The sequence below is a fragment of the Mesorhizobium sp. LMG17149 genome, from assembly GCF_024518695.1.
In the GTDB taxonomy this organism is placed as follows: Bacteria; Pseudomonadota; Alphaproteobacteria; order Rhizobiales; family Rhizobiaceae; genus Mesorhizobium.
In genome coordinates this window covers 65,452-79,054 of sequence record NZ_JANIFL010000004.1, presented here as the reverse complement: position 1 = coordinate 79,054, position 13,603 = coordinate 65,452, and the positions used below count along the sequence as shown (strand labels likewise).

Here is a 13,603-nt window from a genome sequence, read left to right as displayed (position 1 = left end):
CTGGAGCGGGTAGCGGGAATCGAACCCGCATATTCAGCTTGGAAGGCTGCTGCTCTACCACTGAGCTATACCCGCGCCTTACCTGAAGTACCGGATTCATCCGAAAAGCGCCATGCACTTTTCGGTCCGATTCTTGTCGCGTTTCAGGGCTTCCGGGCCGGCAGTGGTGGAGAGGGTTGGATTCGAACCAACGTAAGCTAAGCTAACGGATTTACAGTCCGTCCCCTTTAACCACTCGGGCACCTCTCCAGTCTGCCGCCGGAGCCATGCAACGAGGCATTCACGCCGATCCGGACCCGAGTTATGTGTTCTCCGAAACCAGCGCAGCGCCTTATGGCGGCAAGCCCATTGGGTGTCAACCGCGCAACCATGGTTTTTCGTTTCTGTTCGCCGGCTGTGACGGCGGGCCATATCCTTGGCCGGAGGACACGGCTATAGAAGCCAGCCATGAGCGATAAAACCAACACCCCCAAAGACACCCATTACGCCAAGCTGCGCCGCGCCTATCGCGACGAGAAAAGCGGCGGCGCGCCGGCGTTCCGGCCCCGACAGCCGGTTCCGCCGGGCGAAAATGCCGCGGACGGCCTGGTGCGGCTCTACGGCCTGCACACGGTGCGCGCCGCACTCGACAATCCGCGCCGCAAGATCAGGAAGATGCTGGTGACGCGCAATGCGGCCGAGCGCCTCGAAATAGCCGATCTCGCCGCCCTGCCCTTCAAGACCGAACTGGTCGAACCCAGGGACATCGACAAGATCACCGGGTCGGATGCCGTGCATCAGGGTGTGCTGATCGAGGCCGAGCCGCTGAAAGCCAAGCGGCTCGATGCGCTTGGTGACGCGAAGCTGGTGCTGGTGCTCGACCAGATCACCGACCCGCACAATGTCGGCGCCATCCTGCGCTCCGCGGTCGCCTTCGGCGCCGGCGCGCTGATCACCACAGCCCGCCACAGCCCGCAGGAATCGGGCGTGCTGGCGAAATCCGCCTCCGGCGCGCTGGAGCACATCGACCAGATCGAGGTGAAGAACCTCGCCGACGCGCTCGGCCAGCTGCACGAGGCGGGCTTTCGCACCATCGGGCTTGATTCGGACGCGCCGGCCGAACTCGAAAAGAGCTTTGCCGGAGAAAAGATCGCCCTGGTGCTGGGCGCCGAAGGCAAGGGCCTGCGCCAGAAGACCCGCGAGACGGTGACGACGCTGGCGCGGCTCGACATGCCCGGCGCGATCCATTCGCTCAACGTGTCGAATGCCGCGGCGATCAGCCTTTACGTGGCGAGGAAGTTTTTAGCGAGTAGCGAGTAGCGAATAGCGAAAGTCGAATCCCGGCTATCCGTGGCTGCAATCCCTATTCGCTATTCGCTACTCGCTACTCGCTCCTACCCCACCTCATGCCCCGCCATCCGCTCCAGCGCCCTGACCAGCGCCGAATGATCCTCCTTGGCGCCGCCATTGGCCGCGCAGGAATTGAACAGCTGTTGAGTCGTCGACGTGTTGGGCAAGGAAACGCCGAGCGCCTTCGCGCCCTCCAGCGCGAGGTTCAGATCCTTCTGGTGCAGTTCGATGCGGAAACCAGGCGCGAAGGTGCGCTTGACCATGCGCTCGCCATGCACTTCCAGAATGCGCGAAGCCGCCAGCCCGCCCATCAGCGCGTGCTGGACCTTGGCCGGATCGGCGCCGGCTTTCGAAGCAAAAACAAGCGCTTCGGCGACAGCTTCAATGGTCAGCGCGACGACGATCTGGTTGGCCACTTTGGTGGTCTGGCCAACCCCGTTCGGCCCGACCAGGGTGATGTTCTTGCCCATCTTCTCGAACACGGGCTTGGCGCGCTCGAAGGGGGTTTCCTCGCCGCCGACCATGATGGTGAGCGATGCCGCCTTGGCGCCAACCTCGCCGCCCGAGACCGGCGCATCGAGATAGTCGCAGCCGAGATCGTTGATCTTCTTTGCGAACATTTTGGTCTCAATCGGCGAGATTGAGCTCATGTCGATGACCAGCTTGCCCTTGGCCAGGCCGGACGCGACGCCGTTGTCGCCGAACAGTACATCGGCCACCTGCGGCGTGTCGGGCACCATCAGGATGATGATGTCGGCAGCCTTGGCCACGCCGGCGTGGCCGGTGACGGTCTTCAGCCCCTTGGCGACGAGATCGGCCGGCGGCTTGGAGCGATGGTCGCTGGTGATGACCTTGTAGCCCGCGTCCAAGAGATGCCCTGCCATCGGCGCGCCCATGATGCCGAGGCCGATGAAGCCGATGGTTTCCATTGTGGTTCTCCAGAAGGTTGTGTGAAACGCCCCCTCATCCGGCCGCTAGCGCGACCACCTTCTCCCCGAGGGGAGAAGAGAATGCCGACGTTGATGCCTGTCTCTTCTCCCCACCGGGGAGAAGGTGGCCCGAAGGGCCGGATGAGGGGGCCTTGGCCGCTAAGCCGCAGCACTGCCCTGCCCGCTCAACTCCCGAAACCAGCCTAACCCAGCCTCCGTCCCTGCCTTCGGCTTGTATTCCGCCCCGACCCATCCGGCATAACCGATGCGGTCGATGTGCTCGTACAGGAAGGGAAAATTGATCTCGCCCGTCCCCGGCTCGTGACGGCCGGGATTGTCCGCAAGCTGGATATGCGCGATGCTGCCGAGGTTAGCCTCGATGGTACGGGCGAGATCCCCCTCCATGATCTGCATGTGATAGATGTCGTATTGCAGGAACAGGTTTTTTGAGCCGACACGATCGATCAGCGCCAGGGCTTGATCGGAATAGTTGAGGAAGAAGCCCGGAATATCGCGCGTGTTGATCGGCTCGATCAGCAGCCTGATCCCGGCCTGCTCCAGCTTTTCCGCCGCGAAAGCGAGGTTTTCGGCAAAGACATCCTCCAGCACCTTGCGGTCGGCGGCGGCCGGCGCGATGCCGGCCAGGCAATTGACCTGCTGGCAGCCGAGCGCCTGCGCGTAGACGATCGCCTTGGCGATGCCCTGGCGGAATTCCGGCACGCGGTCCGGCAGCACCGCAATGCCACGCTCGCCCTTGCCCCAGTCGCCGGCCGGCAGGTTGAACAGCACCTGGGTCAGGCCGTTCTTCTTCAACCGGGCGGCGACGACATCGGGCGCATGGTCATAGGGTCCGATATATTCGACGCCCTTGAAGCCGGCGCGGGCGGCGGCATCGAAACGGTCGAGGAACTCATGCTCGCCAAAGAGCATCGACAGATTGGCTGAAAAACGCGGCATTCTTTTTCTCCTAATCCAACATCACGATCGCCGTCGGCGCATCCTCGTGGCTTTCGGCAAGCTCCTCGAATTCGGTGATCTTGTCGATCTCGGTGCCCATGGAGATGTTGGTGACGCGTTCGAGGATGAATTCAAGCACGACCGGAACCCGGTGCTCTTTCATCAGCCGCTGCGCCTCCTTGAAGGCTCCGGCGAACTCTTCCGGCTTGCGCACCCTGACCGCCTTGCAGCCCATCGCTTCGGCGACGGCAACATGGTCGACGCCATAGCCTGCCTCGGGATCGCCTGCCCGGTTGATGTTCTCGAAGGCAAGGTCGACCTCGAAGTCCATCGAAAACCCACGCTGCGCCTGCCGGATCAGGCCGAGATAGGCGTTGTTCACGACGACATGCAGATAGGGCAATTTGTGCTGTGCGCCGACCGCCAGTTCCTCGATCATGAACTGGAAGTCATAGTCGCCCGACAGCGCCACGATGGTCCGGTCGGGATCGGCCGCGCGCACGCCAAGGGCTGCCGGCAAGGTCCAGCCAAGCGGGCCGGCCTGGCCGCAATTGATCCAGTTGCGCGGCTTGTAGACATGCAGGAACTGCGCACCGGCGATCTGCGACAGGCCGATCGTGGTGACATAGGTGACGTCGCGGCCGAACGCCTTGTTCATCTCCTCATAGACACGCTGCGGCTTCAGCGGCACCTGGTCGAAATGCGTCTTGCGCTTCATCGTCTTCTTGCGGGCCTGGCATTCCTTCGCCCAGCCGGACCAGTCGCGCAGTCTGCCTGATGTCTTCCATTCGGTGGCAACGTCGAGCAGCATCTTCAGCGCCGCGCCCGCATCCGAAACGACACCGAGATCCGGCGCGAAGACACGGCCTATTTGAGTGGGCTCGATGTCGACATGGATGAACTTTTTCCCCTTGGTGTAGACATCCACGGAGCCGGTGTGACGGTTGGCCCAGCGGTTGCCGATGCCGAAGACGAAGTCGGCTTCCAGCATCGTGGCATTGCCATAGCGGTGCGAGGTCTGCAGCCCGCACATGCCGGCCATCAGCCGGTGGTCGTCGGGGATGGCGCCCCAGCCCATCAAGGTCGGGATGACCGGCACGCCCGAAATTTCGGCGAATTCGATCAGCAGGTCCGACGCGTCGGCGTTGATGATGCCGCCGCCGGCGACGATCAGCGGCTTTTCGGCCCCGTTGAGCATCGTCAAGGCCTTTTCGGCCTGCGCGCGTGTCATGGCCGGCTTGAACGGTGTCAACGGCTCATAGGCATCGATGTCGAATTCGATCTCGGCCAGTTGGACGTCGACGGGCAGGTCGATCAGCACCGGACCCGGCCGCGACGAGCGCATCAGGTGAAATGCCTTCTGCAGCGCCATGGGGACGAGATAGGGCTCCATGACGGTGACCGACCATTTGGCGACCGGCGCGGCAATGGCTGATATGTCGACGGCCTGGAAATCCTCCTTGTTCAGCCGCGCCCGCGGCGCCTGCCCGGTGATGCACAGGATCGGAATGGAATCCGCGGCCGCCGAATAGAGCCCAGTGATCATGTCGGTGCCGGCCGGACCCGATGTGCCGATGCACAGGCCGATATTGCCTGCCTTGGCGCGGGTAAAACCTTCCGCCATGTGCGAGGCGCCCTCGACGTGGCGGGCGAGCACGTGGCGGATCGTTCCCCTCGCCTTCAGGGCCGAATAGAGCGGATTGATCGCCGCGCCCGGCACGCCGAAAGCGCAGGAAATGCCTTCCTTTTCGAGAACGAGAACCGCGGCATCGACAGCGCGCATCCTGGCCATTTCCAGCCCTCCACGGGGTTTGTCATTGTTGGATTGGCCAAGGATGTCAGCACGCCGGGTATTTTTCAATTTTTTCAGAATATTTTTTCATTTCTAGAAAACGGCATCAGGTTTTTGATTTTATTGGGTTTTCCGTTTTCCAGGAATTCAGCTAGTGATGGTAGTGAAAAACTTTTTCATTGCGCGCTTGGCGAAATCGGCCGAGAATGGCGCCATGGAAACCACCGAAAAACGCCAGCGTGGCCGGCCGCGCGCTTTCAACGGGCCCTCGGAGGCCAGTTCGGTGCAGTCGCTCGACAGGGCACTGCGCATCCTGGCCATTGTCGCGGAAGGCAGCGGCCTGTCTCTGAGCGAGATATCGGCGCAGAGCGGCCTTGCCGCCTCCACCGCCTACCGCATGCTGACGACGCTGCAAAACCACGGCATGGTCGAATTCGACACATCAGACCAACTGTGGTCGATCGGCGTCGAGACCTACCGCATGGGCGCGGCCTTCCTGCGCCGCCGCAAGCTGGTCGACCGCGCGCGTGTCGTCATGCAGGAGCTGATGGAGAGGACCGGCGAGACCGCCAATCTCGGCGTCGCCGAGGACGATTGCGTGGTCTTCGTCAGCCAGGTCGAGACGCATCAGGCGATCCGCGCCTTCTTCCGTCCGGGCACACGCAGCCCCTTCCATGCGTCCGGCATCGGCAAGGCGGTGCTGGCCCATCTCGAGCCGGAGCGCGTCGGAACCATCCTGCGCAAGGCAGGCCTGCAGCGCTTCACGGACAGGACACTTTCAGACATTTCGGCGCTTGCCCACGATCTGGCGCGGATCAAGCTGCGCGGCTGGTCGGTCGACGACGAGGAGCGGCACCCCGGCATGCGCTGCGTGGCAGCCGCCATCTTCAACGAATTCGGCGAGCCGATCGGCGGCGTTTCGGTGTCGGGACCAACGGTGCGGGTGACGCCGGAGCGGTTGGCCGAGATCGGCCCGCTGGTGCGCGATGCCGCCGCCGAGGTGACCAGGATGATCGGCGGCGTGCGAGCCAGCTGATCAGCCCGTCCCGGGCAGCGCGCTCCTGGTCGCGATATCAAAGAAATCGAGAAGGATGGCCATGCCGACGCCGCAGGCGGTGAATATCAGGCCGGCCATGAAGATGCGGTTGGCACGTTCATAGATGCGCCGCTGCAGGCATTTCGTGTCGAGCAGCAGCGAGAGCGCCCGCATCTGCAAGGCAATGCCGGCCAGGATCGGCAGGACGGCGACAAGATGGTAGGTCTGCCACGGGATCGGGTTGGCGGCCCAATGCGTGATGAAGCCCAGCGAAAACGCCAGCAGGATGCCGACGGCGGTGACGGTGCCGTTGCGGAAAACCGTTTCGACCAGGTCTTCCCTGGGGTCCTGCTCGTCCAAAGGTCTCTCCCCGCGTTTCGCGGTCAGAATAGACGCTCGGAAAATCTCTCTACACCGTCCGGTCTGCCGCCCGGGCCAATCCTTTCTGCGCTGAATCGGCCGATGGAGTACGCACCGCTACCATCCAGACAGCAGAAGAGGGGCTCGCATGGGCCCCTCTGTTGCTGAAACGGTCCTCCCCTCTAAAGACGGCAATAGTGGCGGTAACCGTCGCGGCCGAGATAGGTATCGGAGTCCGCGTCGTAGCTGGCGTAACGGTCGTAGCAGCGGCGGACATGCCACGAGCCGCCGCCTTCGTCGACATAGACGGTGCGCGGCTGGGCGAGCAGGCTACCGAGGACAAAGCCGCCGACGCCGGCCGCAATGCCGATGCCGAGGCCGTGATTGTGGTGATGGCTGTGAGCGGTCGAAGGCTGCACGGTTCCGGCCAGCGTGGCGGCGGCGACGGCGGTGGCGATAAGGCCGGAAACGAGTGTGTTCTTGAACATGACGATCTCCTTGCTCCGTTGACCGAGGCGATCCATCCGCCTCTTGATCATCTGTCGTCGCAGCCAGGAAAAAGGTTCGAATCTTTTGTCGATCTTCTGGGATCGGGGAAATCGGATCGACCGAGGTCATGCTGACGGCGACCTTGCGAGAGCTTGGCGAAGAAGTTGATGCGGCTGATCTCCCCCCTTGCGGCAGGGCTATCGCATATGGAATTCCTGAGATGTCTGCCCGGCACGGACCCCCACCCCTAGCCCCTCCCCACAAGGGGGAGGGAGACTTCCGTTGGTGCTGACCTAGGCGAATCGCCTGTCTTTTCGGCGCCAAAGAAGAATTAAAGGCACGCGGCAGCGTTCCCTCCCCTTTGTGGGGAGGGTTAGGGTGGGGGGCCCTCTTCGCAAGAATCCATATGCGATAGTCCTGCCCCTTGCGGGGAGATGCCCGGCAGGGCAGAGGGGGTGCTGTCCCGCCAGCTTGTCAACCAATCAGGGCGAGGCAACCGCACGGACAAAATAGAGAAAGTTCATGGGGAAGCCGGTGATCTTTCACCCCCCCTCTGTGCTGCCGGACATCTCCCCGCAAAGGGGGAGATCGGCAGCTTTGCCGTCCCCACTTCACAAAGTGATCGCCGAACGCAAAAAGGGCGGCCGAAGCCGCCCTTTTGGGGAATTGGGTCCCTCCATCAAAGGAAAATGATCACCCTGCCGTGCCTGTGGTGATGGTTGTGGTGGTGGTTGTTGTAGTGCTTCCACCAGAACTTCTTGAAGTGCTTCTTGTGATGTTTGTGGTTGTGATGGTGATGATGGCCGTGCATGCCGTGGGCTGACGACGTGCCGACAGTGCCGGCGAGCGCGCCGGTGGCGACGAAGATGGCGACGAGGCCTGAGGTAAGAGTGCGCTTGAACATGATGATCTCCTGGATCTTTTGATCGAGGCGACCCATTCGCCTCTAACCATCAGTCGGCGCGGCGCGGCAAAAGGTTCGATAGGTCGAAGAGATTTTTTGTGGGGCCTTTGGCCCGAGCGAATAGTGAATAGCGAATAGCGAGTAGGAAAAGGCAGGAACGCCACTTACCAATCGCTACGTTGCCGTTCCCTATTCGCTATTCGTTACTCACTATTCGCTCTCTCTCACCCCATCCCCGTGACATGGCGCAGCCAGAACGCCAGCGCGATGAAGCCGATGATGGTGGTGACGCCGGTCCAGTCGACATTGGCCTTCTTCACATCGCTGATGATCTTCACCAGCAGCATCCAGGCCACGAAGATGATCGGGAGAATGATGACTAATCTGATCATGCCACACCCCTGCTCGAAGCGATTGCACCTCCCCTAGATGTAGGAAGCAATCTAGCGCTTTTCAGGATGCCCTCGTCGACGGGCCATGCGGCATGCCGGGGAAAAACGGAGTTTTGTCTTTACTGGCGCAACAAATATGCTAACCGGAGCGCCGTGCCCTTGTAGCTCAGCTGGTAGAGCAGCGGTTTTGTAAACCGAAGGTCGGCGGTTCGATTCCGTCCGGGGGCACCAGACAACTATCTCAATTACTTGATTGATGAACGTGAAGTTCCGTCCATCGCTTAGTCCACCTTAAATTTTGGCTTACCAGCCGGAATACCCGCCCCTTAGGTTCCGGACCATTTTAGACAAATTGAATGTTTGATAGCCGTGACGAGGCTGTCCGGACGCGGGGGGAACAAAAACCCCGGCACGAAGGCCGGGGTTAAGTGGACCGGAAATGCCGGTTAGAACTTGTAGCTAACACCGAGATTTATGTCATGGCTCGTGAGATCGAGATCCCCTGTGGTTGGTAGAAGCAGCAGGAAACCATCTGAGTTGCCGAAATCGCTGTAGCGATACTCGGCCCTGAAAATCAGATTGTCGGTAAAGGCATATTCAGTACCCAAACCAGCTGTCCAGCCGACCGAGGTATCGCTGTAGGATCTGATCTCTGCGCCGTTGAAAAGACTAGCCGCGTCGAAGTCGGCAAAAGCCAAACCGCCGGTCACATAAGGGAGCCACCGGTCCATTGCATAGCCGGCGCGAAGCCTCGCCGAACCAGTCCAGTTGTATTCGACTTGCGAGGAAAATCCAGGAAAGGCAAATGCGCCGGCAAATGTCTCTCCGGTGCCATCGCCATCTCGGTAGTCGACGTCAAACTCAACACCCAGAACAATATTGTTGCCGAACTGATGCTGGGCGCCGGCGTGCACACCGACCAGAAATCCGTCAAGATCAGCCTCCGAGGTATGGTTCAATCCGCCGGAAAGAACGTTAATCTCGCTGTCAGCCCAACCGTAACCACCGTGGATACCGGCGTAGAATCCGCTCCAGGTGAATGCATCCACCTCGACAGCTGCAGGGACTTCTTCCACAACCGCATCGGCAGCGTTAGCGCCTGCGGTCAGTGCAAGGATAGAAACCAACGTCGCGAGATAAAATTTCAAAGCGCACCCCCAGTGCTTGAGCAGACTCTTGGGTAATTACCGCACCGACCTCCCGCTAGTGTAAAAATACCACACCGCTACCTTGCCGTACGACAGTAATCCAAGACGGAAATTTCGGCATCCAAGGCGCGTAGCGACGCAATTTTGAACGATACCACAAATCCAAATAGAGCCCGCCGCTCCATTCACGGCAGCGGCGGGCAGAAGTCGCTTGAATATTGCGGCGGCGGATGCACGCTCGAACACCCGCTTCAGACGCACGATTTCCGCGTCGGCATCGCGATGAAGTTCCAACTGTTCAGCCCATCGCTGATGGTTGACGCCCTCCGCAGGAATGGCAAGACCAAGGTCCAGCTTGCGAACGGTCTAGCGCGGGCGCAATGTCGCCACGAACCCGACGGCTAGGGGCCTGGATCGCAAATAGTTCGCGGCTCAGGCCCTTCGTCCGTTCCGGACCATGCTATGGGCTCTTCTACCGGGTGCTCCGCCCTTGTTGTGCCGGCCCGGTCAAATTCCACCGGATGAACGTAGCATCCTTCCCGGTGACTTCCCGCACCGCCCTTAACAGCACCTCATGCAAGACGCGCGTCTGTCTGTAGTGGTCGCATTGCGGCGATATGAACGGCTTGATGATGCTCAGGTGCAGCGCTTCCGCCGCCACGAGAAAGCGCTCGATTTCAGCCTGCGATAATCGCTTCGAAGGTTTTGACCGAGCCATTGCGACACCTTTTAAGAGTCGCCCCACCCGAGGATAATATTCCTACTTTCCTCACGACATGTAAAGCGGTCCGCGCCCAAAGCCACCACTAAGACAGGAACCAGGCGGGAGACGCCGTCCCAGGGATGCGACGACGCATTGCCGAGATATTTCTCTGTTGTCGCGCAAAGAAAAAAGCCCGTCGCGGTTTGGCGGCAGGCTCTCTCTATGGGCTTTAGTGGACTAGAATTTGTAGGCGATACCGAAGCGAACCTCATTGATCTTCAGATCAACATTACCATTCGGCAATGATTCAGTGCCGAAATCAGTATAGCGATACTCGGCGCGCAGCAGAAGATTGTCGGTCATGGCGTAGTCCAAGCCCGCGCCTATCGTCCATCCAGTAAATGTGTCTCCGAAAGAACCTGAGACGGTATTACTGCTTGTGTCGATGTCGCCAAATGCAACGCCACCCGCGACATAGGGAAGCAAGCGATCAACGGCATATCCCAATCGAAGTCTTGCCGCTCCACTCCACTTAAGTTCCTCGGTCCCGATGCCGCCCGGAAATGGGAGACCGGGAGCGGCGAATATTTGGCCGCTGCCATCAACATTCGCATATACGACGTCCAGTTCCGCACCAATGACGATATTGTTCGGCATCTGGTAGTTGTAACCGGCGTAGACACCTCCAAGGAACCCGTCAGGATCTGTCTCAATGAAGCCCGGGCCGCTGGCCTGCCGTATATTCCCCTCACCCCGAGCGTAGCCTGCCTGAAGACCGATATACCCACCTGTCCAGCTAAAAACCGGGGCGACTTCTTCGACCATGGCATCGGCAGCGAACGCCGACGAAGCCAGCAGAGACAACGACAAACCAAGAAGCAGCTTCTTCATAGGTGATCCCCTGTAACCCACCCTCTCGTAGCAGAGCGCGCCGATATGTGCCGTTGTATTTCCGCCACATTAGACCCTGATTCAAAACTGCGGTCAGCGCGCTTGACGAGATTGTATTGGCGAGAATGAGCGAGCAGCAAATGCTGGTCTTGCTCGAACAGCTTGCTCACGCCCGAATGCTCGTTAGAGACGTCCACGATCCGCAGCCCTCTGCACGCCGCCCTTGCGTATCAAACCGTACGTTGAATCCTTCTTGGGTCACGCGCGAAAAGAGAGTAAATAAATCTCTTCGCAGGAAGGGAGGCCGCGATGGTTGAAACGCATATAGAAATCGCACGCGCGGCTATAGAAACCAGCTTTCGGTTGCGGCACCATTCCCTGGCCGGAACCGCCTCATTTCGCCGCGGTATGGACCACTCCCGACGCGCAATCGAGGCCTCGCGCGAACTGCTCAAGGGCCTTCGGCAACGTCACCGCGATGACCTGGCCCGAGGTTGGGAAGATCCGGATCCAGATCCTGTTGCCGTCTCGGCCTTCGATGCCGACATTCTCCGCTCTGCATTTCGAAACCTGGTAAGGGAAACAAGCGTTCCCGCGTGTGAATGGCGCCACCTGGCTGAAAGCTTGGTCCGCGAATATGTCGGGTGCGAGCAGGTTGACGCAGGCTTGTTGGACTGGATTACCCACAAGTAGTCACCGCTTGGATAAATCGCGTACCGACGCAAAACAGCCCGTTCCGCCCACATTGCCGGTGACACGAAACGGGCTGCGGAAGCCGGCATGCGGTGCTTCCTGCAATCCAACTTTGGACGCGCACGGATGTTCCGTTAGCTTCTGCTGAAAAGCGGGTACATCCTGCTGCTGTGGCCATTCGACAGTCGCAGGTAGAGTAGACCCGCCGCTCCATTTGCGAAGCGACGGGCTCTCGCCCACCCCATACCCGTCAAAGCAATTTAGATGCCAAATTGTTTGACCCGTTATGGAGCACAGCCTTCGCCTTGCCAGTCGGTCCTGCCAGTCGCCTTCTCGTCGCTCTACCTCGACATCGATAACCATGCACATCATGCCGGCGTTGGCCGCGATCACGAAATTGTCGGATTCGTACGAAGCAGAGTTCTGTACGATTCCAACCCTTTAACTTTGTACACCCCTGTTTTGTAATTCGGCGGCTGGGGGGACGCCGTGCATCAGGTCGCATTTCACTGTCAATCGCGCGCCAGAGGGCGTATCTTCTCCAAATCGTCTGCACGTGTTTACGGGCGCAGACGGCAGGGAGATTGGAAAGCTCTTGCCCCAAGCGGGATTGAGCTATGACCAATCCAGAGAACGCTTCCTATAAAAACCAATTGTTGCGTCGGCTTAACCCTGGTGACCTGGGGCTTTTGCAGCCACACCTTGAACTGTGTGACCTCGAGCTGAAAATGACCTTGGAGAAAGCCGATTCGGAGATCGAGACGGTTTACTTCCTGGAAGACGGCATTGCCTCTGTGGTCGCGGCGGCTTCAGGTAAGGAGGCCGAGGTAGGTCTTGTCGGCTTTGAGGGAATGACCGGTGCCGCGCTCGTGATGGGCGCTGACTATGCGGCGCATCAATGTTACATTCAGTCGCCCGGCAGCGCTTTCAGGATCGGAGCCGAGCCCTTCAAGGAGGCTCTTGCGAACAGCCCAACGTTGCGCCTGTTCCTGTTGCGCTATGTCCACTACTTCCACATCCAGACCAGCTATACGGCCCTGATCAACGCAAAATCAAACCTTGAAGAGCGGTTGGCGCGCTGGCTTCTAATGTGTGACGATCGGGTCCACGGCGAACGCCTTGCGATCACCCACGAGTTTCTCGCCGTCATGCTTGGAGCAAGACGCCCAGGGGTTACCGTTGGACTGCAAGTGCTGGAAGGGCGCGGTTTCATCTATTCTCGACGTGGCGAAGTGCATATCAGGGACCGCAGCGGCCTTGCGGCTTGCGCAAATGGCACCTACGGCAAACCGGAGGCCGAGTATGCGCGGCTGGTTGGATGAGAGCGCCTTCCCAGCATGCCGGACGTGGACCACTATAATAGGTGGTTCCAGACACTTGTGCCTCGCGCCAGCAAAACAGCCCGTCCCCATATTGCCGATACAGGAAACGGGGTGCGGAAGCCGCGATGCGATGCTCCCGCAATTCAACTTTGGACGCGCATGGATGTTGCGTTAGCTTCTGCAGACATGCTGCAGTCAGCCGCCGCGATACCGAAAGCCGTTCACATCCCGTGGGTCAGGACAAGGTAGATGGCGGGGACCAACATCAACCAGCCGCCCATTCCTAGAACCACCAAAATGGCCATGCGCTCTGTTCGCCTGACAAGGTCGGCAATGTTTTCCTCGTCCGGCAACGAGGCGGCGTCCGCAAACCCGGGCGCATGATCATCATTGTCATTTCCCGGTTGGTTTGCGCTGCCACTCGCATTCGATCTCTGGACCAATGTCATTGTTATCGTTCACCAAAGAATCCAAGCGGCCCGTTCTCGGCGCGTGAGCCGGAACGGGCCAAGGCGGAAAGCTAGTTAAAATCGAAGGACGACCGAAGGACCACGTCGGCGGTAGCACCGGACGCGGCGGCGACCATGCCGCCAGTAACTGCGGCAAACCCGTCTCCAGCCTCGCCGGCGGCGGCGGTGGGGACGGTGGTGCCAGTCCC

16 protein-coding genes and 3 tRNA genes are annotated in these 13,603 nt (G+C 60.0%); 6 read left to right on the top strand and 13 right to left on the bottom strand.

Translation table 11 applies throughout. From position 1 onward, the window contains the following. Nucleotide 1 precedes the first annotated feature (1 nt). Nucleotides 2-75 (bottom strand) — tRNA-Gly (locus NP945_RS09445). Between the two features lie 89 nt (nucleotides 76-164). Beyond that, nucleotides 165-249, bottom strand: a tRNA-Tyr gene (locus NP945_RS09440). Nucleotides 250-447: 198 nt separating this feature from the next. On the opposite strand from NP945_RS09440, the gene rlmB reads away from it, so the two are divergent. Then, entirely contained in the window at nucleotides 448-1,299 is an 852-nt protein-coding gene (rlmB, locus tag NP945_RS09435) for a 23S rRNA (guanosine(2251)-2'-O)-methyltransferase RlmB (protein ID WP_024505801.1), read from the top strand. 74 nt (nucleotides 1,300-1,373) lie between these two features. Here rlmB and NP945_RS09430 read toward each other — a convergent pair whose 3' ends face one another. The 3 genes from NP945_RS09430 to gcl all read right to left on the bottom strand — a co-directional run bounded on the left by NP945_RS09430 (nucleotide 1,374) and on the right by gcl (nucleotide 5,007). Beyond that, nucleotides 1,374-2,258, bottom strand: a complete 885-nt coding sequence (locus NP945_RS09430; protein WP_256746205.1) for a 2-hydroxy-3-oxopropionate reductase — start codon at nucleotides 2,256-2,258, stop codon at nucleotides 1,374-1,376. A 159-nt stretch (nucleotides 2,259-2,417) separates the two neighbouring features. Beyond that, nucleotides 2,418-3,215: a 2-oxo-tetronate isomerase gene (gene otnI, locus NP945_RS09425; protein WP_256746204.1), complete on the bottom strand. Its 798-nt coding sequence runs from the start codon at nucleotides 3,213-3,215 to the stop codon at nucleotides 2,418-2,420. Between the two features lie 10 nt (nucleotides 3,216-3,225). Beyond that, entirely contained in the window at nucleotides 3,226-5,007 is a 1,782-nt protein-coding gene (gene gcl, locus NP945_RS09420) for a glyoxylate carboligase (protein ID WP_256746203.1), read from the bottom strand. A 214-nt stretch (nucleotides 5,008-5,221) separates the two neighbouring features. On the opposite strand from gcl, the gene bhcR reads away from it, so the two are divergent. After that, nucleotides 5,222-6,043, top strand: a complete 822-nt coding sequence (gene bhcR, locus NP945_RS09415; RefSeq protein WP_128308709.1) for an HTH-type transcriptional regulator BhcR — start codon at nucleotides 5,222-5,224, stop codon at nucleotides 6,041-6,043. On the opposite strand, the gene NP945_RS09410 is transcribed toward bhcR, so the two are convergent. The 4 genes from NP945_RS09410 to NP945_RS09395 all read right to left on the bottom strand — a co-directional run bounded on the left by NP945_RS09410 (nucleotide 6,044) and on the right by NP945_RS09395 (nucleotide 8,188). After that, complete coding sequence (locus tag NP945_RS09410) at nucleotides 6,044-6,403, bottom strand: hypothetical protein (protein ID WP_127268085.1); 360 nt, start codon at nucleotides 6,401-6,403, stop codon at nucleotides 6,044-6,046. It lies immediately after the preceding gene. A 182-nt stretch (nucleotides 6,404-6,585) separates the two neighbouring features. After that, on the bottom strand, nucleotides 6,586-6,891 hold the full coding sequence (locus NP945_RS09405; protein WP_256746202.1) for a BA14K family protein: 306 nt from the start codon (nucleotides 6,889-6,891) through the stop codon (nucleotides 6,586-6,588). A 680-nt stretch (nucleotides 6,892-7,571) separates the two neighbouring features. Next, nucleotides 7,572-7,796 carry a hypothetical protein gene (locus NP945_RS09400; protein WP_256746201.1) on the bottom strand — a complete coding sequence of 75 codons (225 nt, stop codon included), beginning with the start codon at nucleotides 7,794-7,796 and terminating at the stop codon, nucleotides 7,572-7,574. A 224-nt stretch (nucleotides 7,797-8,020) separates the two neighbouring features. After that, nucleotides 8,021-8,188 carry a hypothetical protein gene (locus NP945_RS09395; RefSeq protein ID WP_127268088.1) on the bottom strand — a complete coding sequence of 56 codons (168 nt, stop codon included), beginning with the start codon at nucleotides 8,186-8,188 and terminating at the stop codon, nucleotides 8,021-8,023. Nucleotides 8,189-8,343: 155 nt separating this feature from the next. Here NP945_RS09395 and NP945_RS09390 point away from each other — a divergent pair. Further along, a tRNA-Thr gene (locus NP945_RS09390) sits at nucleotides 8,344-8,419 on the top strand. 215 nt (nucleotides 8,420-8,634) lie between these two features. Here NP945_RS09390 and NP945_RS09385 read toward each other — a convergent pair. Continuing rightward, complete coding sequence (locus NP945_RS09385; RefSeq protein ID WP_256746200.1) at nucleotides 8,635-9,336, bottom strand: outer membrane protein; 702 nt, start codon at nucleotides 9,334-9,336, stop codon at nucleotides 8,635-8,637. 144 nt (nucleotides 9,337-9,480) lie between these two features. Between NP945_RS09385 and NP945_RS09380 the strand changes: the two genes are divergently transcribed. Further along, nucleotides 9,481-9,741 carry a hypothetical protein gene (locus NP945_RS09380; RefSeq protein ID WP_256746199.1) on the top strand — a complete coding sequence of 87 codons (261 nt, stop codon included), beginning with the start codon at nucleotides 9,481-9,483 and terminating at the stop codon, nucleotides 9,739-9,741. Between the two features lie 67 nt (nucleotides 9,742-9,808). Here NP945_RS09380 and NP945_RS09375 read toward each other — a convergent pair whose 3' ends face one another. Both NP945_RS09375 and NP945_RS09370 read right to left on the bottom strand, forming a co-directional pair. After that, the gene (locus tag NP945_RS09375) at nucleotides 9,809-10,054 is read right to left on the bottom strand and encodes a hypothetical protein (protein WP_256746198.1); all 246 of its coding nucleotides are present in this window, start codon (nucleotides 10,052-10,054) and stop codon (nucleotides 9,809-9,811) included. A 222-nt stretch (nucleotides 10,055-10,276) separates the two neighbouring features. After that, nucleotides 10,277-10,930 carry an outer membrane protein gene (locus NP945_RS09370; RefSeq protein WP_256746197.1) on the bottom strand — a complete coding sequence of 218 codons (654 nt, stop codon included), beginning with the start codon at nucleotides 10,928-10,930 and terminating at the stop codon, nucleotides 10,277-10,279. A 309-nt stretch (nucleotides 10,931-11,239) separates the two neighbouring features. Between NP945_RS09370 and NP945_RS09365 the strand changes: the two genes are divergently transcribed. Both NP945_RS09365 and NP945_RS09360 read left to right on the top strand, forming a co-directional pair. Then, nucleotides 11,240-11,623, top strand: coding sequence for a hypothetical protein (locus tag NP945_RS09365; RefSeq protein ID WP_256746196.1), 384 nt, complete (start codon nucleotides 11,240-11,242; stop codon nucleotides 11,621-11,623). A 617-nt stretch (nucleotides 11,624-12,240) separates the two neighbouring features. Next, nucleotides 12,241-12,945, top strand: coding sequence for a Crp/Fnr family transcriptional regulator (locus tag NP945_RS09360; RefSeq protein WP_127270307.1), 705 nt, complete (start codon nucleotides 12,241-12,243; stop codon nucleotides 12,943-12,945). Between the two features lie 221 nt (nucleotides 12,946-13,166). Here the strand turns inward: NP945_RS09360 and NP945_RS09355 are convergent, their stop codons facing one another. Continuing rightward, a complete protein-coding gene (locus NP945_RS09355; RefSeq protein WP_256746195.1) occupies nucleotides 13,167-13,394 on the bottom strand; it encodes a hypothetical protein in 228 nt (75 codons plus the stop codon). Nucleotides 13,395-13,603 lie beyond the last annotated feature (209 nt).

Coding starts and splice junctions, on each gene's coding strand:
- rlmB (WP_024505801.1), top strand. CDS start 448: ATGAGCGATAAAACCAACACCCCCAAAGACACCCATTACGCCAAGCTG.
- NP945_RS09430 (WP_256746205.1), bottom strand. CDS start 2,258: ATGGAAACCATCGGCTTCATCGGCCTCGGCATCATGGGCGCGCCGATG.
- otnI (WP_256746204.1), bottom strand. CDS start 3,215: ATGCCGCGTTTTTCAGCCAATCTGTCGATGCTCTTTGGCGAGCATGAG.
- gcl (WP_256746203.1), bottom strand. CDS start 5,007: ATGGCCAGGATGCGCGCTGTCGATGCCGCGGTTCTCGTTCTCGAAAAG.
- bhcR (WP_128308709.1), top strand. CDS start 5,222: ATGGAAACCACCGAAAAACGCCAGCGTGGCCGGCCGCGCGCTTTCAAC.
- NP945_RS09405 (WP_256746202.1), bottom strand. CDS start 6,891: ATGTTCAAGAACACACTCGTTTCCGGCCTTATCGCCACCGCCGTCGCC.
- NP945_RS09400 (WP_256746201.1), bottom strand. CDS start 7,796: ATGTTCAAGCGCACTCTTACCTCAGGCCTCGTCGCCATCTTCGTCGCC.
- NP945_RS09395 (WP_127268088.1), bottom strand. CDS start 8,188: ATGATCAGATTAGTCATCATTCTCCCGATCATCTTCGTGGCCTGGATG.
- NP945_RS09375 (WP_256746198.1), bottom strand. CDS start 10,054: ATGGCTCGGTCAAAACCTTCGAAGCGATTATCGCAGGCTGAAATCGAG.
- NP945_RS09370 (WP_256746197.1), bottom strand. CDS start 10,930: ATGAAGAAGCTGCTTCTTGGTTTGTCGTTGTCTCTGCTGGCTTCGTCG.
- NP945_RS09365 (WP_256746196.1), top strand. CDS start 11,240: ATGGTTGAAACGCATATAGAAATCGCACGCGCGGCTATAGAAACCAGC.
- NP945_RS09360 (WP_127270307.1), top strand. CDS start 12,241: ATGACCAATCCAGAGAACGCTTCCTATAAAAACCAATTGTTGCGTCGG.
- NP945_RS09355 (WP_256746195.1), bottom strand. CDS start 13,394: ATGACATTGGTCCAGAGATCGAATGCGAGTGGCAGCGCAAACCAACCG.